The following is a 17993-nucleotide window of genomic DNA, read 5'->3' on the forward strand; positions in this document are numbered from 1 at the left end:
AGACCTCCAATGGCCGAAAAGCTGGCGCTCTATACCTCCCCCTCCGCTTTCCCCAATCCGCAGCGGCTGCGCATCTTCATGCACGAGAAAGGCATCGCCGACCGGTTTGCCGAGACGGTGTACGACATGTCGCCTGGGGGTGAGCAGCGCGGGTGGCAACACCTGAAGATGAACCCGTGGGGCGAGACGCCGACGCTGGTGCTGGCGGACGGGTCCTTTTTGAGCGAGACGTCGGCTATCGCGCGCTACCTCGACGACAGCTTCGAAGGCCGCAAGATCATGGGCCAGACGCCGATCGAGCGCGGCCTTGATCAGATGTGGGACAACCGGGTCTGGGTCCACATCCTCTATCCAATCGTCACCGCCTTCCACGTCCTGCACCAGGGCCTCGGGCCCAAGTTGGAGCTGACGCACAACCCCGCATGGGGTGAGCATTCGCGCAAGGTGGCGCTAGCGCATGCTGCACTGGTCGACCGGCATTTTGCTGACGGGCGGGCGTGGCTACTTGGCGGAGACCATCCAACTTTCTCAGACATCACGCTGGCCACCGCGATCGCGTTTTCCAAGTACCCGGTGAACGCCACCCCACTGGACGAGCGTTTCGAGCATATCGACGCGTTCTGGCGGCGGTGGCAGACCAGGCCGGCCTTCATGGCTGCCTACGCCGACGGGCAAAGCGGTGTTCCGGAACTGGATGACCGCCCGTAGCGTCCACTTCACCCGTATCTATAGAATAACGCCTTAAGCAGGAGAACAAGCATGCTGTTTCATACCATGGTCGGATCGAACGACATCGAACGATCGAAGAATTTTTACGATACGGTGCTCGGGACACTCGGCGTCGGTGAACCGATGCGAAATATCGCCGACAGCGGCCACACCCGGCTCATCTACAATAATGGCAACGGAACGAACTTCATCGTCAGCCAGCCGATAAACGATGAACCTGCGACCGTCGCGAACGGCAGTACCGTCGCCTTTTCATGCAACTCACCTGAGCAGGTGAAGCAGCTTCACGATGCCGCGGTTGCCAATGGCGGCACCTCGATCGAAGCCCCGCCTGGCCCACGCGAGACTGCGTCGATGGGGACGATCGAGCTCGCCTATTTTCGCGACCCCGATGGCAATAAGCTTTGTGGGATCCATTTCCCCAAGTGATATTCCCGCCGCACGTCAGGCTTAAAGGGCCGCCCGTTCTAGGATGTACGGGCGGCAGGCTCGACACGAAGGATGTGCGGTAGACGGTACCGCTTTGAAGACCCAAACCCGGACACTCGCGCCCCCTCTCCCGCTCCCCATCTTCAGACATTCATTCATCTCCGCGCTGAATGGCCTTGCCGGATGATCGACCGTCATGGATGTCGTGAATGGGAAGGAAAGCGGACAGGCTGCTTTCGGGAATGCGGGTGAGCGCCGAAGTGCCTGCGCGAGACAGATGTGTCTGCAGTGACATATACGAAAATGGGGTTACAACCGTCAGGATATTCCAAATTCTGCGGTAGGTTGAAATGATTGATGACCACATAAGCGCACAGAAAGATATATTGGAGCAAATACGGATTATATTGGTCGGCTCGATCAATGAAGAATACAGGTCTCTCGAGTTTCACGAGGAATTGTTCGACAACTCGGACAGGTACACTACTTTTTATATTGATAAATTCGAAAGAAGAAAAGATATTATCCTACTTGGGATAGAGAGTCTTGATATCATGGATCTATCTTTTGACCTGAACGAAATAATGAAAAAAGAAAATCCTAAGGGATTGCAATCTTTTAGTTTAACGTATGCGCCGGGTCATTCGGTAAACATCGTGTATAATTACAAGCACTAATTATAGTATTGAATATTAAGTCTATTATGGCGGCGATGCTCGGACATCATCGGAATGAACGGATGTCCGCTTTCGGGGGCGCAAATCGCCCGCCGGGGCGTCTGATTGTGGGAGAAGCCGCCGTTCACACCCTTGCTGAAGAACGGCGTGAGTTGGTCGTGAGCTGCCGCGCCTCCGTGACCCATACCCGGTCACTCACGAACACTTACCCGCTTCCCTAAAGCGGTCGTTGGTTCAGGTGCCACGCGACTGCGGCCGCACCTAGCAGGGCGCACCGCCCACTTCCGCATGACCGGGTGGCCCCGCCAGGGCAGCTAAGTCCTCAGATGCTTCGGCCTTGCCCTCGGCGGAAAGGCAGCAAACGGCGGCGACAATCCCTACATCCAACGTTAACCGGCATTGATCGGAAGACTCGTTCAGGTATCAAAAGGGAGAAAGATGGCGTTCGATCCGGTCACGTTGCAGCATCTGGAGGATGCGTTGAGTGAGGCGTTCCCCTATCATTCAGGGCTCGACGCGTTCGTTTCGCGCTGCGGACTGAGTGCGACGCAGCTCAAAACGGCGCGGGATCGCGCCGAGGCGAAGAATGCGGGATCGCGGTTCGACAAGGCACCGAAGCGCTTCGTCGCCCAGATGGTGATCGAGGATCTTGGAACAGCCGGCGATGCCGGCGACCGCGTGATCGCCGCGATGATCACGAGCCTCACGCAACTACCGCTCATCGGCGCAAGCGCGGCGGCTCAAGCGGCGATCGCCGCGCTCAAGGTCAAGATCAAAACCGACCAGCAAGTTAAGGCTGAGCAACGTGCTGACCGCGACCGCGCGGTGGCCGATGCCAAGCGGACGCAGGAAAGGGCGCAAGAAGAAGCCCGTGCCGCGCGGGTCGACAAACGCGACGCGTTACGCGACCGGTTCCTCACCCTGATGCAGGAGCCAAACGCGCAAAGCCGCGGCTATCTGTTCGAAACGTTTCTCAACGATCTGTTCGCCTTCGAGGGCCTTGATCCGCGCAAATCATTCAAGCTCGTCGGCGAACAGATCGACGGCGCGTTCGTATGGCGCACCCGCACCTATCTGGTCGAAGCAAAATGGACCAAGGATTCGGCCGCCGGCAAGGAGTTCGGCGCATTCAACTACAAGATCGAGGGCAAGACAGCTGATACGCGCGGGATGTTCATCTCGGTGAACGGCTACTCGCCCGAGGCCATTACCGGGATGAACGGCAAGGGGGCACTTAAGTTCGTCTGCCTCGACGGCGCGCATTTGATGCGTGCTTTGTCGAGCGACGACGGCCTGCCACCCCTCCTCGAGCGCCTCTGGCGCCACGCCGATGAGACGGGTGAAGCTTATCTGCCGGCATCACGCCTCTGACTGCTGTCGCTGCGCAAAGTGAAGTATGCGCTGTGACTATGTGCGTCAGTGATGAGGCAGCAGGTTAAAACGAGAAGGCAGGCTCACCCATGTTCGAGGCAAGGCTGCGATCACCAGAACATTCGAGCTTCGGCGCGCCGTTCGACAGCCTCAAGCATTGGCGATCCACAATACGACATTCAAGCCGCTCCACACGCTTCCCGACTTCTGTCGTTCATTAATGTCGATGCCACGACCGCTTTGTATACCGGCAATCTGGAGCTGAACGGCGATACGTGGTGGCGTCCTGACTGGCCGCTTCTGTGGCCACGGAGTTCGATAGCAGCCATTCAGTTGCGCTTGCACACAATCTTGTTTTTTAGCACAACAATTGCCTTCGGATAGCGGGAAACCGATTCCGAACTTATGCTGGCGGAGACTCATGAAACTAATATTCAAATATTTTTCAGAGATTAACCTCGACCATGTTCTCGCGCGCGATGACCATGTCGGTATCAAGTGCGCATTTCCACAGGACTATAACGATCCATATGAGCTTTTCCTTGGAATCGACCTCGATCAGGGATCCGAACTGTTAGCGACTTATAGTGAGGTTGTTCAGGAGGTTCCCTCCCTGCTGACCACCTGCTTCTCGAAGTCGCCAGTAGTGGCTCCCATGTGGGCTCATTACGCAAATAATCATCGAGGCTTCGTTATCGGCTTTGATGTAACTCTGTTCCAAGAAGCATTCCCGCACTTGTTAGTAAGGGAAGTCTCCTACCTTGAGCAACCAAGCGAGGACTTGGTCCGGTTCACGGAGATGGCCGCCCGCCGCAGGAAGCCAAGAGACGCCATGTTTTTGCGGGAGGCTGTGAGGTATCACAGCTACTTTTCAAAGTACCAGGAATGGAGCTACGAACAAGAGGTTCGGGCGGTAAATTTTGAGGACTACATCGAGGACGTCAGAGACCAAAAGATACTCTACGTGCCCAAAAAGTGCATCGCGGCCATCGTTGCAGGTGCTAAATCCGCCGATAAGACGAAAGCGGCGTTGAGCGAGGCAGCGGCCAAACTAGGGGCGGATTTCTACGACGAGAAGATAGGTCGCAGTTTCCCGACGCCCTATCTCGTCGCCGGCACCGGCACGGCCAGCGTGTTTACCAAGGGGGAGATCGTCGCGCCCAAAGGGACGTGCAAAGAATGCTCTGAGCCGCTCAAGTCCAATGGGAAGCGGTGCGCGTGGTGTTCGATCGATGATGCCGAGCGATTTAACGCCGCCAAAAACAACCCACTTAGAATGTTAGATAACCACGGACTTCTCGATGGATACATTGATAGCTTCCCCCGACGACCGCGCGTCCCATACAAGTAGGTTCTCCGTTTAATTCTGACCTTATAGTACCGGATATACTAAAATTAGCAGCCAAGGAGTGACATTGGCTTATGGCTAATTACAGGTGTTCAATATCTTGTAGCGAATTAGCAAAATGGTCCCGAGCCGACCGACCGCTTTGAGCCCATCCCCGGTGACTCATCGGCACTCATATGCTCCTCGAAAACGTCTTTGGTTCATGTACTACTCGACGATCGAAGCGGGCCGGTTGCGGCCAGGCAGCTACTATGTGAGGTCGAGCGGCAAGCTGCAGCACACTCACCCAGCGTGGCCCTGAGCTTTCACACATCGCGTCGACGATCCCCGATCCCGATTTTCTGGCAAGCGAGCCCCTACCCTCACAGGCGAGAGAAGCAGGCCATCTGCCCGTAATCACGTCAATGTTCTTCAATCCAGATCGCAGACGAACGGCGCTGCGGCTATATCACTGAGGCCGGTCCGGACGCGCGCGGGAAGACTCAGGCACAGACGTGCCCTATCAGCTCCGAGGCAATCGCAGACCTCATCAAAGAGATGGTCGGGAACCCGCATGCGCGCTTGTGTGAGCGAGGCGAACAGCGCAGCGGCGAGCGTGTCAGCGTCCATGACCGAGCGGACAAGCGCGCTCAAAAGGAGATCGGTGGTCGTCGCGACGGTTAAATCAGGGAAGCGCGCCGCGGCGATGCCGATCGCCTTGCGCTCATCGATCAAGGCGGTCGCTCCGAGATGGAGCGCGAGCGCGAGCGTGGCCGCCTCTCCATCGTCCAGCGTTTGGCTGGCGCGTCCTGCGACCAAGCTCAGGTAACTGTTCTCCGCCGCCTCCGGCAGATCAATGACAGTGACGTAGCCTGCCGCAATCAGCGGTGTGATGCCGGCGTAGGCGCTACGCCCCTTGTCGCGACCGCGCTCAAGTTCGCCGAGCGCGATGCTGGGTATGATTGTGGGCTTCGCCAAAGCGCGCAGCACGTCGACTGCGCGGCCTCCGGCGACGAGGTTGATCCAGACGCTGGCGTCGGCGACGAGCGGCGGTTCAGGCCGAAAACGAACGGGATCCATCCGTCTCAGCTCCTTCCGCTTCGAACTCGTCGATGAGGGTCCGGGCATCAACGCGGTCAATGTGGAGGAGCCGGACAATCTGGCCTTCGCTGAGCAGCGCTTGGCGCCAGGCTTCGCTGGCCATCACGCCCATACGCATCGAGATCTGGCGCCGGGCGTCTACCTTCGCGTCGTCCGGCGGGATCAGGTCACCGAGCACCTCTTGCGCCTGTGCGTCGGTGATCCCACCATGCTGAACGAACCAGTCCCAAGTGCCGGGCTTTACTAGCCCCAGTTCCTCGAGGCGGCGGACCATTGCCTCTCTTGATACGCTGAAGACATGGGCGAGCAGGATGATGTGCCGACGGGTGAGCTTGGAAGCACCGGCTGTCAGCTCTTGTAATTTGACATGCACGGCCCGCGCTGGGGTTAGGAAGCAACGCGCGAAGGTGTTCGCGTAGCGCTCCTCGCGGGTCGATTGGGGCGTCCCGTCGTGAAGCGTATCCGGCGCGTGGCGCGTTGAGACGAAATGCCCCAATTCGTGCGCGCCGGTCTGGGTGCGGCGGTCGCGCGGATGGTCTGCATTAAGTAGGACGCAGGCGCCCGCGCGCTCATCAAAAGCGTAGAGTCCGGAAATTTTCGGGTCGAGCTTGCGAATATAAACGCGCGCGCCGAGCTGCAACTCTAGCAGGCTCACGATGTCATGGACCGGCGCCAGTCCAAGGCCAAGCCACTGCCGCAATTCGGCAGCGTCCTGTTCGGCCTGAAGCCCCACATTACCTAGCAGCAGCGGACGCTCGGGCGGATCGAGCCGCGTGCGCTGGATTCCCAGCAGATCTTCCAACTCGACCTCGGCCTGTACGAGGCGGTTGAGCAGTTCGATCGCGGCTTGCAGCTTATCGCTCTGCTCGCCGGTATGACGGAAGCGCGGCCGCAGATCGACGCGGATGCTGTCCTGGCGCAGCAACTCGTTGAGCGACAAGCCGTAGAGGATGGCGAGTTTCTGCAATTCGTCGACCCGCGGCCGACGTTGCCCCTGTTCCATCGCGACCAGAGTGGTGCGCGCGACATCAAGGGCAGCCGCCGCGGCAGCTTGCGTAATCTTGGCGTTCTCACGGGCCTGACGCAGTAGGTCTCCCAAATCCTTGGGCGACAGGCCGCCCGGAATTAGTGCCATGGCGACACCATGGCCACACGGGCGACAAACGATTGACTGCCAAGGCTGCTCAAGAATCCAAGCCACTCCGCCCGGTGCCGTTCGAGCAAACCCGTGAGAGCGCGTTCGCCTTCGGCCATCTCGATCCCGAGCGCATCGGCGGTTTCGCGCGCGACACGGCGGACGGTCCGCTCATGCAGGGCAGAACCGCTAAGCGCCGCAAGGTGATCGAGATGCAGGATGCCGGCTAGCCCATAGTCACGAAATGCAGGCGACATGCCGGAGAAGCCAGCCACGACGCCGTCTTCCATCTCGGCGGCGCCAAGATCTTCCCAAATATACCGCGATGCTGGCTCGTCGATCCCAGCACTATGGATGCTCATGCGCCGCAACATGCAGGCTGCGCAAACACCGCACTGGCGGCGCTCGCCCTCGAAGCTGACGCGGCGCGAATCCTGCCAGCAGGAGCGCGTATCATGCCAGGTGGGTGGGTTGGCGAGCGCGCTTGCCATGGCGAGAGTTTCGCCCTTGGTGTTCCAGATACGCGGATATTCATAGGTCGGGGCCTTGTTGGTGAGGGCGAGGAACAGGTGCTCAATGCGCCGGGTAAATGCGGGATGGACGCGATAATCGGGATAGCTCTGTCCAGACGAGGCAAGGACGGGCCCAAGAGCGCCCTGTCCGCTCTCGGTGACCACAATGCGGTCGACAGGCGCAAGCTGAGCGGCGATGCCGGTGATAACCGCGAACTTGAAGCCGCGCGAGCGCGCAGAAGACTCGACGCGCTGGCGTTTGCCGAGCTTTACCTCGAACGGAACCGTCGCGAAGCGGCGCTTCTTGCGCGGGACCTTTGCGCTGTCGACTCCCTTGGAGCCGAGACGGACGCGGACGAGGCCGCCTTTCTCCTGCTCTTCTACGATCGCGGCGACGGCCCTAGAGTCGAGCCCATCGCTATAAGGCATTATCACTTTGTCGGGCGTGTTAAGATCGAGGCGGCGCGGAGTTATCTTCACGACGGAATTGCGGCGCTTCGTGAAGCTGACACTCCACCGATCTCCGGTGAGAAAGGCGAGCGCTTCCTCGAGCGCGTGCCGCACGGGCGGCGTGCTCCATTTCTCCTCTTCATGCACTGCAACAAGCATGTCGAACGCCCGCGCCCAGCCCCACGCCGGCCGTCGTATGCTGAGATCGCAATATTCGACGGCAGCGGCAATCACGAGCAGATCGATCAGATCGTACCGCCAACTGGCGAAGAAGAAGTCTTTCAGCCCTTCGATTGACAATGTGATGGTTTCTCCGAGCGTCGCTATGCGCGCGCCATCGCGCGGCACTTCGCCGGGCTCAATGGCATCCACACGATGCGGCACCGCGTCTGCGACGTGATAGGCCTTGGCGGTCAAAACGGAACTCCATCATCAAGACCGGAATAGACGACGGTGGCGGTCCGCGTCGGCGCGTCGGGTGCACGCAACAGTGACCGAGCAACACCGGACACATCGACGCCGCCATACGCGTCTTGGAGCCGCGAGCGCGTGGTTCGTGCTCTTTGATCGGGGGCTTCGCGGTGCATGTGCTCCTCAATCTGGCGGCTGCCGGCGAGCAGGCGATCCGAGACGCTGGATTCCGCCGCCCGCTGCAGTGCTGGTTGCCCACGAAGCCCGTCCTGCAGAGCGTCGATCGCGTTGCTCACGAGCCCGTGCTCCATGGTCGAAGAACAGTCGCGGTGGAGCGCGTTAAGATCGGCAGTTGGTAAATCCCGGAAGAGCCCCGGGTTTTCCGGGCCAATGACCAACGCCGTCACGCGTCGCACGAGGCCGGCAGAGAGCTCTGCGCGGCAGTCGCGCTCCACCGCCTGCTGGAGGGCTTCGGAAATCTCAGGCGCCGAGAAAGATGACAGATAGGCGCGCTTGGCAGCCTGTTTCCACTTAGGTGACATCGGCAACGAACGGTACGGACCATCGCTCATAGGATTCCCTCCTATCAGCCTACATGTTGCCAAAACCTGACATTGTCAATAGCCTTACTATGTAGACCTGTCATTGCGTAGCGTAACGCCGCGACCACCGCGAGCGTGCGGTTGCCTGTGACTTCGCGGAACACAATTTGATGGTGCTTTGCAGGAGGTAGTTGCCTTGCGCTTGTTTCCGCGTCAGTCACATTAATAGAGCGTTGGCAGGGGTCAGTATGAGCAAGTTTCAGGAGCGTTGAATGGGGGCGTCGACGTTTATGGCAAAATGCAATCGGGGGCCGCTGCTGCACGATTTAAATCGACGAGCGCGTGCGAGACAGTCACAGACCGGACGTTTCTGGCTGGCTCGGTCGGCTGTTCGGCTTCCTCTTCGCGAGCGAGACTTAGAAGCCTCCATTCTGGATCGAATACTAAGACGCGGATTCTAGCACAGTCTTTTAAATGATAGGCCGTCATGTCCCTGCACAACGTTACGCCGCCGATGGCAGCGCTGAACACTTGGCTCAAGCCGCTGGGCTCGATCGAGGCGAACGGAACCTACGGGCATCTGTTGCTTGAGCAGATCAGCGCGTGCGATGCGACGCTGGCAGCCGCGCTACGCCCCTATTTCGAGTCTGCCCATCTCGACGCGCGTGGATATTTTCACGATCAGCTGGGCATCGACCTGCATCCTGACGGCGGACGGCCGGCCGAGGTCTGCTATCCCAATTGCCTGCCCAATACGGCCAAGCGCGGCCTGTTCGGCGAGGTGATGGCCGGCCTGGTTACTGAAGCCTACCAGGGCAAGTTCGTCGGCGGCCACGCCTGGGTAGTTCCGATCTTCCTGTTCCGAGAACATGATGACGTTGAAAATTATCTCTGGGCGCTGAAGGCCGACCCCGGGCGCGAGCGGGAAATTTACGGGCGCCACGGTACGGATTTCGTGGGCATCTCCCTAAACCCCGACGGCGAGGTCGCGCGGATGATCGTCGGCGAATGCAAATGGCGCCTGTCTCTCACCAAGTCGGCGGTCGCGTCGCTCCTGTACGGCCCAAAGGTCGAGGACGAGGAGACCGGGGTCTCCCAGCATAATGGCAAAGGCATCTGGTACGGGATCAATCGCGATTCCCCGATCCCCTGGGGCCTACGCCAGCTGCAGAAGCTGCTTGAGGAAAAGGATCCCGAGGGACATGCTTCGGCCATCTATTCGATCGACCATGCCGTGTTGGGCGATGGCGACAAGCCTGAGCGGACCGATATGGTCCTGATCGTGGGGAACGGCGCTAGGCGGCGCGGCGACGGCGACTGTCTGATCGACTGGGAAGAGCTGCCGGCGGACTACACCGCGGGATATGATCTTCAGGTCGTCGAGGTGATCCTCAATGGCGGCGAGGATCTCATCGCCCAGCTGTACGCTTCATTGTGGGAAGGCAAATAATGCCCGAACGGGACGCGGACCGCCTCGCGCTGGCGGACGAGGTCCGCCAGTCGCTGGGAATCGAGAACGAGCTAACCCGCCCGCAGGCGCGCGCTTATGTGCGCTGCCTCCAGACGACGTGGCAAGTGCCGACGATCGCGTGGGGCGAACGCGAGTCGGTCCAGCAGCTCAGCGACGCACGGCGGCTCCTGCATGCTGCCCATATCTTTCGCTCGATCGAGGGGCCGGGCTCGACCCGCGCCATCGACTGTTTTCGCCGCACCGGCGAGATCCTCGAATGGCTGTCGCGGGCCGACGACGGCATCCGCCGCATCGTGCCGATTGAGCTGCTGGCGGCGGCAGCCTATCAGCTTGGCGGCCTGCCCGCGATGGCTACGGGGCTACTCGCCGAGATCGACTCCGAGCATGACGGCGTCCAGCTCTACGCAGCGTTCCTACAGGCGAATTTCGATCAGGTGCTGCGCAGGGCGGCCCAATTCTGGCGCGCCAATGGCGATCTAACCGGGCGCGGCGCTGGCCGGTTCCTGCTAGACGCGATGGCGGGCGAGGATGCCGAGCGCGGCGTCTCCTGGGCGTTCACGGTGGAGCTCATCCGTTCTCTTGGGCTCGTCGCCGACTGCCTGCGCCGGGGCGACGACGTTCGCCTGGAGACTGCGATGGCCAAGCTGCACGCGCTCGACGCCATGGCGGCGCGGACCTTCAGCGATGATGCGGCCCTCGTCGTCGGATTACTCCGCCAGGTGGCGGACGGGTTCATCGCCGCCAGCATCTATAAACCGCTGCGTGCGCTGGCCGCTCTACGGCCCGAGCGCGAGGGCAAGCTGCTGACTTATGCGCGCGAGCAGTTCAGCCGGGGTCGCGGCATCCTGTGGGTCTCGCAGATCCACGGGCTCGACCGGCTGCTGAACGAGACGTCATTCGCGCTCTGCACGCCGACCGGTTCGGGCAAGACGCTCGTAGCCAATATGGCGATCATCAAGGAACTGCTGCTGCGCGAGCGGGACACCGCGCTTGGGCCGCTGGCCCTCTACATCGTGCCGTCGCGCGCGCTCGCCGGCGAGGTCGAGGCGAAGCTCAGCGCCGAACTCCGTGGCGATGTGATCGTGACCGGCCTCTACGGGGGCGCCGACTGGGGCATCACCGACTATTGGCTCACCAGCGAAGAGCCGGTGGTGCTGATCGTCACGGTCGAGAAAGCGGAAGCGCTGCTTCGCTATCTGGGTGCGCTGCTGACGGCGCGCCTCGCGCTGCTGATCGTCGATGAGGCGCACCAGGTGGTGCCCGAGCCGACCGAGGTGGTCAGGGTCAGCTTCTCGGACCACAACAACCGCTCGATCCGACTTGAGACCTTGGTGTCGCGTGTTCTGTCTCAGCGTCCGGACGTCGTCCGGATTGCGCTGACCGCGGTTGCGGGCGGCGCGTCTGGTCCGGTGGCGCGCTGGATCGAGGGGCGCGCCGACGCGCAGGCGGTCGGCGTGCGCTATCGCAGCACGCGTCAGGTCATCGGCGTGCTCGAGGCGCGGCCCGGGGCGCCCGGCCAGATTCTGCTCGACCTGATGAACGGGCGCAGGCTCTACCTCCGCGGCGAGGAAGACCCGGTTTATCTGCCGCTGCGCTTCGCACCAATGCCGCAGCTGAAGGCGCAGTGGCGCAACAGCCTCAACCGGTACAACTGCCTGAACGTCCTTTGGACCGCGCTCCATCTCGTCGAGGAGGATCAGCGGATCCTGATCTCGGTCGCGCAGGAGCCGGAGCAGACGATGCGCTGGTTCAAGGAAGCGCTCGAACTGGAGGCCTGGCAGGCGTTGGTCGGGTTTACGCCGCCGACCGACGATCTGCTGGCGCGGTATGGGGAGGCGCGCGCGGCTTGCCTTGATTATTGCGGGCCGGACTCGTTCGAGCTGTTCTTGCTCGAACGGGGCATCGCAACCAGCCACGGCCAGATGCCGCAGCGGCTGCGTCGCCTGATGATCGAGATGATCGACAAGAAGATCTGCGCGATCACGGTCGCGACCGCGACGTTGACCGAAGGCGTCAACCTGCCCTTCGACTTGATCTTCCTGACGTCGCTCAAGCGCCGGTCGTGGGACGCGGCGAAGGAGGAGCAGATCATCACGCGTTTCTCAACATCCGAGTTCCGCAATCTCGCCGGGCGGGCCGGCAGGCCGGGGGCCGCGCGCGGGATTGAAGGCATGACCCTGGTCGCCCTGCCGCGCGACATCTCGTCGACCGCGGCAGGCGATGAGCGCACCCAGCGGCGGCAGATGCGCGAGCGCGAGCAGGATTATGACATCTTGCGCGAGCAGCTTCTGATCGAGGAGCAAGACGCCGACGCGGTCGACGGCCCGCTCGCGCTGTTGCTCGACCGGATCTGGACCCAGGCCAATCGGCTGCTGGGCGTGCAGCCCGACGACTTCCTGGAATGGCTCGAGAAGACGGCGCCGGGCGCGGTGAGCGAGGATGCCGGCACTGGCTCGACCGACGATCGCGCGCGGCTCGCCGATGTGATGGATGAGCTCGACGGCGTCGTCCTGACCGCGCTCGAGGAGATCGCCCGAATCGAAGAAACGGAGATGACGCGGCCGCGCGCCGAGGAGGCGCTGAAGGCCCTGTGGGCGACTACGTTCACCGCGGTGTCGGCCGCGCGCGAAGCCTGGCTCGAAGCCGCCTTCATCAAGCGCGGTGTCGGTGTTGTTGAGACGATCTACCCCGACCCGGCCGAGCGCCGCCGGCTCTACCATTATGGCTTCACGCCCCTGGTCGGCCGCCGGTTCGACGCGGTAGCGGCGAAGATCCGTGCGATCATCGCGGGGGCCAATGGCTATGGCGACCTGGATGCGACCGCGCGGATCGATGTGTTCGAGAGCATCGGGGCCTTGTTGCAGGGCGATCGTGGCTTCGGGTTCCGCGTCCGTCCGGCCGCAGCCTTGCTCGACACCCAGGCGCGGCTGACCGGGACCGACGGCGGTCGCGGGCGCTATTCGGTCATCCCGATCGCGCGCGGCCATGAGACCGAATGGCTTGATCCGGCCGGCTTCCAGCTTGCTGTGACGGTCGATCCGCGGCTTGGGCGGGTCAATCGGTTTCGCAGCGATTTCGAGCTGCGCGTGGGGGGTGGCCAAGCGTCGGTCGAGCGGGTTTTCCGCCCGGGTTGAACCGCGGGTGGCGCGCCCGGTGTGACCCGCGACATCTCTCCCCGCGATCCTCGTGACGTTGACGGGGATGATCAACGCGAACTGAAGGATTGGCAGAATTCGGATTAGGTCGCGTGGTCCGTGAACGACCGGGATTAGGACGCACAGCTGTCGGCCGGCGACGTCTGAACGACATGCCGCTTACGCCATCTCAGCACCCGAAAGCGGACCGGCTGCAATCCACCAGGGAGTGACCTCCGGCCTTTGCCCCGCCACCTGAACGAATGGCAGCTTACAGCGACGGGCCGCCCGAAAACGGACGGGCCGCTATCCACCAGGAACCGGCCCTTCGCCACCCTGCCCCACCTTCTGAACGAACGTCCGTTTACGTGGATCGCTGCCCGATAGCGGACAGGCCGCTTTCCACCAAAAACGGCCTTTCCGCTTCCAAATTTCGAGCGCTCGCACCGCCGCTGTATCGTGCGCGCGTTTCACGTGCGTAGGTTCCTCGATCCTTTTGCACTAGATCCTTCGTTGGTGCTGCGAGACTCGGGTTCGACGATGTTGAAGGCGTGCTGATCAATGGCGGGCAGGCGCATTTAATCAATCGTCAGCATATGCCGAGTCAGGCTCCGTGGACGAACGGAGACAATGATGGATACGATCGGCAATAACAACGCTGGCGTAAAGGAGCCGACGACGTCGGCGAAGCTGATGAAGACGGCTGCAAGCATCGCCTACGCCTACTTGTGCAACGCCTTCGACGATGCTCAAAATGACCCGTGTATCGACTATCGGCTGACGGACCGAATTGCCGCCGGCATTGCGCGCCAGATCGACGACGGCGCTGTACATGCGGCGAGCACGCTGGATGGCGCGCGGATGGTGCTGGCATCGTGGTGCATGACGATCGAGGAAATACGCGACGATCCGGAGCAGCCGGCCACTGGGCAAAGCGCCCATCTCGCTCATACGATAGCTACCGCACTAGGTGTACCGCACCTGCTACGCGGTACGACCTACAATTCGCGTAATTACGATGTTCGCAACTGCGTGGTGTCGGCGGCACTGCTGCAGGCGATGTTCGACGGCGATACGTGGCTCGACCGGGAACTGGCCGGGGTGGCAGGCCTGCCAGACAGCGGTTCCGCGGACCAGCGCGCACTTGCTGCGCGCACGGCTGATGTGGCAGCCGGTCGCATCATCGCGCCCTCGTCTTGCTCGGATGGCGAGTGGTGGCGGCGCGCTGATGCAGCAGAGCGCGATGCATCGACGCGTCTCTTCCCACAGAAGAACTTCGAACGGGTGCTTGAGCCGTTGCTGTTGGAAGAGTTGACGTCCACCGGCATAGCTCAGCTGGACCGACTAAGCTCAATGAAGACGTCAAAAAGCCGCGCGAACAGCTGGGAAGAGCAGGCTGCAAATCTGACGATCCAGTACATCTGCGATACGGTGAGCCAGCGTGGCTGGCGCATGCAGCTCAAAGGCCTCACAGGCGCGGCAGGCCGCCACTTCGATGCCATGGCGGCTGGAGAGGAACACGCAGCGACGGTCGTCGACAGCGCGCGCATGATTCTCATCAACTGGGCGGTTGGATGCGACCGCACTGCCTCAGCCGGAGATGTCCGAATCCTCATGGTAACCCAGGAGCGCGCGTAGCACGCGCTGGGACACGTCGGTCTCGCGCACCTGAGCGCCCGCAACGAGCCACAGCTGCGCCCGCAGGCGCTGCACGATCAGGTGCGCGATGCGGCGCGGCGCGCTGTATCGGCAAATCGTGGCACCAAACTCGATCTTGATCTGCACCGCTTCAACGACTCGTTGGTCGACGGCCAAATCGCTGCAAGCAGCCGTCTCGCCGTACAGCGCGCAGCGGACCGTGGCTTCGCGCACCCGCAAGGCGGTACTGCGACAGATCCGGTGAGGTGGTTGGAGCGCCAGGCCCGCGAAGACTTGATCAGCGCCGCGCTCAAACAGGCCGTGTCGGCACTGCAGAAATGCCGAACCCATTATGCTCGACCGGCGCCGCCAATAATCTATCTTGGTGCTCACGGCCGCGCCGGTTTCGAGCCGAAGGAACTTGCCGCGTTCGAGCCACAGGTCGCGCATTCGGGCGAGCGAGTGCGGTTCCACTCGTCCCAGATCGACGCCGACGGTGCGATGACCACAGCGGAAACGCTCGCGCTCCGCGGATCGGGAGGCCGCCTTATCGCGCGGTACCGGGTGGACGGTGATGGCCGTGATTACCGCGATGAGGATTTGATCCGCCTCGGTCGTCGGCATGCTGATGGCCGCGCCTTGTTCGACCGTGCAACGTGGACCCCACCAAAGACGAAGTTGAGCCTGATGGCGACGCGAGCCATGAACGGCGGCATGGGGATGTGACGCTATCGGACCGGCGGCCGATTTCGGCTGCTGGTCCTGCGTTTTCGGCCACGACTCGCGTGGGTTGATCGATGCTTTTTTCGTTTGGGCTGTTGGATGGCACACCATCCCCGCCTTACTCCGCCGCTCCTCCCTGCCGAACCTGCCCGCCAGAAGGCGGCACTGGCGCTGGCACGGCTGCTTGCGCGCGACCTCGCCCGGACTCATCTTGGCGAGCACAGCCGCACCGACACGGAGATGTAGTGATGAGAGTTGCGCTATACGCCCGTTATTCGACCGACATGCAAAAGCGAGAGACCATCGCGGTGCAGAAGGGCAACATGCGGGCGTATCTTGCCAAGGCCGGCTGGCAGGAGATCGGTGCGTGGGCCGACGAGGCCATCTCTGGCGCAACGTTGAACCGTCCGGGCATTCAGGCACTGCTGGCCGCCTGCGGACGGCGTGAAGTCGATGTCGTGCTGGCGGACGAACTCGACCGCTTATCGCGTGGACAATCACATACCGCCAAGGTTTACGAGCGGTTGCAGTTCCTCGGTATCCGCCTGGTGACGGTAGCGGAAGGGGAGATCACGCGGCTGCACGTCGGCATGAAAGGGACGATGAACGCCGAGCAGATCTCGGCGACGTCGCGCAAGACGCGCGACGCGCTTGCCGATAGGCACATGAAAGGTCTCAATGCCGGCTGGCGAGCATATGGCTACGAACTGGATTTTCAGCTCGATGCACGCGGCGACCGCATCCCGGGGTACCTCAAGGTCAATGCGTCCGGTTCAGCGCACATCGTGTCGATCTACGAACAATATGCCATGGGCCGCTCTGCCAAGGCCATCGCAGCCGACCTCTACCGTCGCGGCGTACCCGGCCCACGGGGCGGCAAATGGTCGGCCTCCACGATCAACGGCAACAAGAAGCGAGGCACCGGCGTCCTCAACAACCAAGCTTATGTCGGTCGCCCCGAGCATCAGCGTCAGACGTTCCGCAAGGATCCGGAAACCGGCAAGCGACACGCCTTCGCGACGGCCGAGGGAGTGAAGAAGACTGCCGAAGCCCTGCATCTGCGCATCGTGAGCGACGAGCTATGGGGACAGGTGAAGGCGCGCCAGGAGCAGACTGCATGTCCGCACGGCTCCGATGTGACGCCCTTATGGGCCAAGCAACGCCCGAAGTACCTGCTTACGGGTAAGGTTATGTGCGGAGTGTGCGGGTCAAACTATGGCAAGGTCGGCAAGCTCCGTTCAGGTTGTCACGCGAACACCAACTCCGCCGACGCCGGCTGCACCAACAAACTGACGATGCGTATCGGCGAATTCGAAGAGCAGGTGCTGGCACCGCTGAAGGACGACATGCTGCAGCCCGACGTGGTCGAAGCGTTCGTCAAGAAATATGTCGCCGAGAGCAATCGGCTCGCCCGCGAACGCGAGCGTGATCATGGTTCACACCGCCACGAACTTAAAGGCATCATCTCGGGCATCGAGCGGCTGACCGCCGCCATCGTCAAGGGGGTCGATGCATCGCTGGTACGTGAGGAGCTGAGCCGTTTGGGCCAACGCAAGGTAGCGCTGGAGGAAATTCTGGGCGCTAGTGCCGAACCGTCTGGACCCGTGATGTTCCATACGCGGCTCGCGCAGATCTACCGGCACAGCGTCGAGAATCTGCTGTCTGCCTGCACCAACGAGGCCAGCCGCACGGAGGCGCAGGAAGTAATCCGCGGACTTATCGGACGCATCGTGCTGACATCGGTCGATGGGGCATTGCAGGTGGAAATGACCGGTGAGCTTGCAGCGATGCTTCTGATCAGCCAGCCGACCAGACAAAAGAAACCCCCGGGAGCGGATGCTTCCGAGGTTCGACAAGTCAAGATGGTTGCGGGGACAGGATTTGAACCTGTGACCTTCAGGTTATGAGCCTGACGAGCTACCGGGCTGCTCCACCCCGCGACATTCGCGTTAGCGAAGGGGTATGAGACAATTGTGAATGGGTTTTGAATTCGTGTGTTTGCATGTCGCACGGGCTTCAATGCCTGGCGACGACCTACTCTTCCATCGCTTGAGCGATAGTACCATTGGCGCAGTCGGGTTTCACGGCCGAGTTCGGAATGGGATCGGGTGGGACACCGACGCTATAGCCACCAGGCAATGGAGCCGGTGCGACATGCGTACGTGAATATCTGGGTCCCTCGAGCGTCGCCTTGCGGCGAAGCTTGAGGGTTTTAAAATCGATACCGTGCAAGGTTTGTAGTGTGTTCGACCAATCCCTCGACGGCGAGGGGATTGGCAATCTGGCGTCGTCTTAATCATCCGCACTATCGTCTGACGTGCTGGGCGAACCCAGTGTTGTCAT

General features: G+C 61.5%; 15 protein-coding genes, 1 tRNA gene, 1 rRNA gene and 1 pseudogene. 9 read left to right on the forward strand and 9 right to left on the reverse strand.

What is annotated here, in order from left to right; genetic code table 11:
* Positions 1-9 precede the first annotated feature (9 nt).
* The 4 genes from C8J26_RS15595 to C8J26_RS15615 all read left to right on the forward strand — a co-directional run bounded on the left by C8J26_RS15595 (position 10) and on the right by C8J26_RS15615 (position 4557).
* Complete coding sequence (locus C8J26_RS15595; RefSeq protein ID WP_056679237.1) at positions 10-708, forward strand: glutathione S-transferase family protein; 699 nt, start codon at positions 10-12, stop codon at positions 706-708.
* 51 nt (positions 709-759) lie between these two features.
* Positions 760-1158 carry a VOC family protein gene (locus tag C8J26_RS15600; RefSeq protein ID WP_056679234.1) on the forward strand — a complete coding sequence of 133 codons (399 nt, stop codon included), beginning with the start codon at positions 760-762 and terminating at the stop codon, positions 1156-1158.
* Between the two features lie 1115 nt (positions 1159-2273).
* Entirely contained in the window at positions 2274-3206 is a 933-nt protein-coding gene (locus C8J26_RS15610; protein ID WP_107959165.1) for a restriction endonuclease, read from the forward strand.
* 421 nt (positions 3207-3627) lie between these two features.
* Complete coding sequence (locus C8J26_RS15615; RefSeq protein WP_107959166.1) at positions 3628-4557, forward strand: DUF2971 domain-containing protein; 930 nt, start codon at positions 3628-3630, stop codon at positions 4555-4557.
* A 408-nt stretch (positions 4558-4965) separates the two neighbouring features.
* Here C8J26_RS15615 and C8J26_RS15620 read toward each other — a convergent pair whose 3' ends face one another.
* From C8J26_RS15620 to C8J26_RS15635, 4 genes are read right to left on the reverse strand one after another with little or no spacing between them, the layout of a single operon-like run.
* Entirely contained in the window at positions 4966-5613 is a 648-nt protein-coding gene (locus tag C8J26_RS15620) for a PIN domain-containing protein (protein ID WP_107959167.1), read from the reverse strand.
* Complete coding sequence (locus C8J26_RS15625; protein WP_107959168.1) at positions 5588-6769, reverse strand: helix-turn-helix domain-containing protein; 1182 nt, start codon at positions 6767-6769, stop codon at positions 5588-5590. Before C8J26_RS15625 ends, C8J26_RS15620 begins: the two co-directional genes overlap by 26 nt.
* On the reverse strand, positions 6760-8148 hold the full coding sequence (locus C8J26_RS15630; protein ID WP_107959169.1) for a 7-cyano-7-deazaguanine synthase: 1389 nt from the start codon (positions 8146-8148) through the stop codon (positions 6760-6762). The genes C8J26_RS15625 and C8J26_RS15630 overlap by 10 nt, the downstream gene beginning before the upstream one ends.
* The gene (locus C8J26_RS15635) at positions 8145-8714 is read right to left on the reverse strand and encodes a hypothetical protein (RefSeq protein WP_146168866.1); all 570 of its coding nucleotides are present in this window, start codon (positions 8712-8714) and stop codon (positions 8145-8147) included. The genes C8J26_RS15630 and C8J26_RS15635 overlap by 4 nt, the downstream gene beginning before the upstream one ends.
* 457 nt (positions 8715-9171) lie before the next feature.
* Between C8J26_RS15635 and C8J26_RS15640 the strand changes: the two genes are divergently transcribed.
* The 3 genes from C8J26_RS15640 (at position 9172) to C8J26_RS15650 (ending at position 14927) form a co-directional block, all read left to right on the forward strand.
* Positions 9172-10134, forward strand: coding sequence for an aminotransferase (locus C8J26_RS15640; protein WP_208631415.1), 963 nt, complete (start codon positions 9172-9174; stop codon positions 10132-10134).
* Positions 10134-13289: a DEAD/DEAH box helicase gene (locus C8J26_RS15645; RefSeq protein WP_107959172.1), complete on the forward strand. Its 3156-nt coding sequence runs from the start codon at positions 10134-10136 to the stop codon at positions 13287-13289. Before C8J26_RS15640 ends, C8J26_RS15645 begins: the two co-directional genes overlap by 1 nt.
* A 630-nt stretch (positions 13290-13919) precedes the next feature.
* Positions 13920-14927, forward strand: a complete 1008-nt coding sequence (locus C8J26_RS15650) for a hypothetical protein (RefSeq protein ID WP_107959173.1) — start codon at positions 13920-13922, stop codon at positions 14925-14927.
* Here the strand turns inward: C8J26_RS15650 and C8J26_RS15655 are convergent.
* Positions 14880-15551, reverse strand: coding sequence for a hypothetical protein (locus C8J26_RS15655; RefSeq protein ID WP_146168867.1), 672 nt, complete (start codon positions 15549-15551; stop codon positions 14880-14882). The two genes, C8J26_RS15650 and C8J26_RS15655, sit on opposite strands and share 48 nt — an antisense overlap.
* A gap of 198 nt (positions 15552-15749) precedes the next feature.
* Here C8J26_RS15655 and C8J26_RS20940 point away from each other — a divergent pair, with 198 nt between their 5' ends.
* Together C8J26_RS20940 and C8J26_RS21195 are read left to right on the forward strand one after the other, a co-directional pair.
* Positions 15750-15896 (forward strand): hypothetical protein, encoded by a 147-nt coding sequence (locus tag C8J26_RS20940; protein ID WP_156359562.1) that lies wholly within the window; start codon positions 15750-15752, stop codon positions 15894-15896.
* Between the two features lie 2 nt (positions 15897-15898).
* Positions 15899-16702 (forward strand): annotated as a pseudogene (locus tag C8J26_RS21195) (recombinase family protein); the annotation flags it as partial.
* Positions 16703-16888: 186 nt separating this feature from the next.
* Here C8J26_RS21195 and C8J26_RS15675 read toward each other — a convergent pair.
* The 4 genes from C8J26_RS15675 to rrf all read right to left on the reverse strand — a co-directional run bounded on the left by C8J26_RS15675 (position 16889) and on the right by rrf (position 17786).
* Positions 16889-17083 (reverse strand): hypothetical protein, encoded by a 195-nt coding sequence (locus C8J26_RS15675; protein WP_107959177.1) that lies wholly within the window; start codon positions 17081-17083, stop codon positions 16889-16891.
* A 3-nt stretch (positions 17084-17086) separates the two neighbouring features.
* Positions 17087-17506, reverse strand: a complete 420-nt coding sequence (locus C8J26_RS15680) for a hypothetical protein (RefSeq protein WP_107959178.1) — start codon at positions 17504-17506, stop codon at positions 17087-17089.
* A gap of 7 nt (positions 17507-17513) precedes the next feature.
* A tRNA-Met gene (locus tag C8J26_RS15685) sits at positions 17514-17590 on the reverse strand.
* Positions 17591-17671: 81 nt separating this feature from the next.
* A 5S ribosomal RNA gene (gene rrf, locus C8J26_RS15690) occupies positions 17672-17786 on the reverse strand.
* Between the last annotated feature and the right edge of the window lie 207 nt (positions 17787-17993).

The sequence above is a fragment of the Sphingomonas aurantiaca genome (genome assembly GCF_003050705.1).
GTDB lineage: Bacteria > Pseudomonadota > Alphaproteobacteria > Sphingomonadales > Sphingomonadaceae > Sphingomonas > Sphingomonas aurantiaca.

Excerpts from the sequence above, each read along its gene's own strand:
- C8J26_RS15610 (WP_107959165.1), top strand. The coding sequence starts at position 2,274 with ATGGCGTTCGATCCGGTCACGTTGCAGCATCTGGAGGATGCGTTGAGT.
- C8J26_RS15650 (WP_107959173.1), top strand. The coding sequence starts at position 13,920 with ATGATGGATACGATCGGCAATAACAACGCTGGCGTAAAGGAGCCGACG.
- C8J26_RS15655 (WP_146168867.1), bottom strand. The coding sequence starts at position 15,551 with ATGCCGACGACCGAGGCGGATCAAATCCTCATCGCGGTAATCACGGCC.
- C8J26_RS15640 (WP_208631415.1), top strand. The coding sequence starts at position 9,172 with ATGTCCCTGCACAACGTTACGCCGCCGATGGCAGCGCTGAACACTTGG.
- C8J26_RS15675 (WP_107959177.1), bottom strand. The coding sequence starts at position 17,083 with ATGATCACGCTCGCGTTCGCGGGCGAGCCGATTGCTCTCGGCGACATA.
- C8J26_RS15595 (WP_056679237.1), top strand. The coding sequence starts at position 10 with ATGGCCGAAAAGCTGGCGCTCTATACCTCCCCCTCCGCTTTCCCCAAT.
- C8J26_RS15635 (WP_146168866.1), bottom strand. The coding sequence starts at position 8,714 with ATGAGCGATGGTCCGTACCGTTCGTTGCCGATGTCACCTAAGTGGAAA.
- C8J26_RS15625 (WP_107959168.1), bottom strand. The coding sequence starts at position 6,769 with ATGGCACTAATTCCGGGCGGCCTGTCGCCCAAGGATTTGGGAGACCTA.
- C8J26_RS15645 (WP_107959172.1), top strand. The coding sequence starts at position 10,134 with ATGCCCGAACGGGACGCGGACCGCCTCGCGCTGGCGGACGAGGTCCGC.
- C8J26_RS15620 (WP_107959167.1), bottom strand. The coding sequence starts at position 5,613 with ATGGATCCCGTTCGTTTTCGGCCTGAACCGCCGCTCGTCGCCGACGCC.
- C8J26_RS20940 (WP_156359562.1), top strand. The coding sequence starts at position 15,750 with ATGGCACACCATCCCCGCCTTACTCCGCCGCTCCTCCCTGCCGAACCT.
- C8J26_RS15615 (WP_107959166.1), top strand. The coding sequence starts at position 3,628 with ATGAAACTAATATTCAAATATTTTTCAGAGATTAACCTCGACCATGTT.
- C8J26_RS15600 (WP_056679234.1), top strand. The coding sequence starts at position 760 with ATGCTGTTTCATACCATGGTCGGATCGAACGACATCGAACGATCGAAG.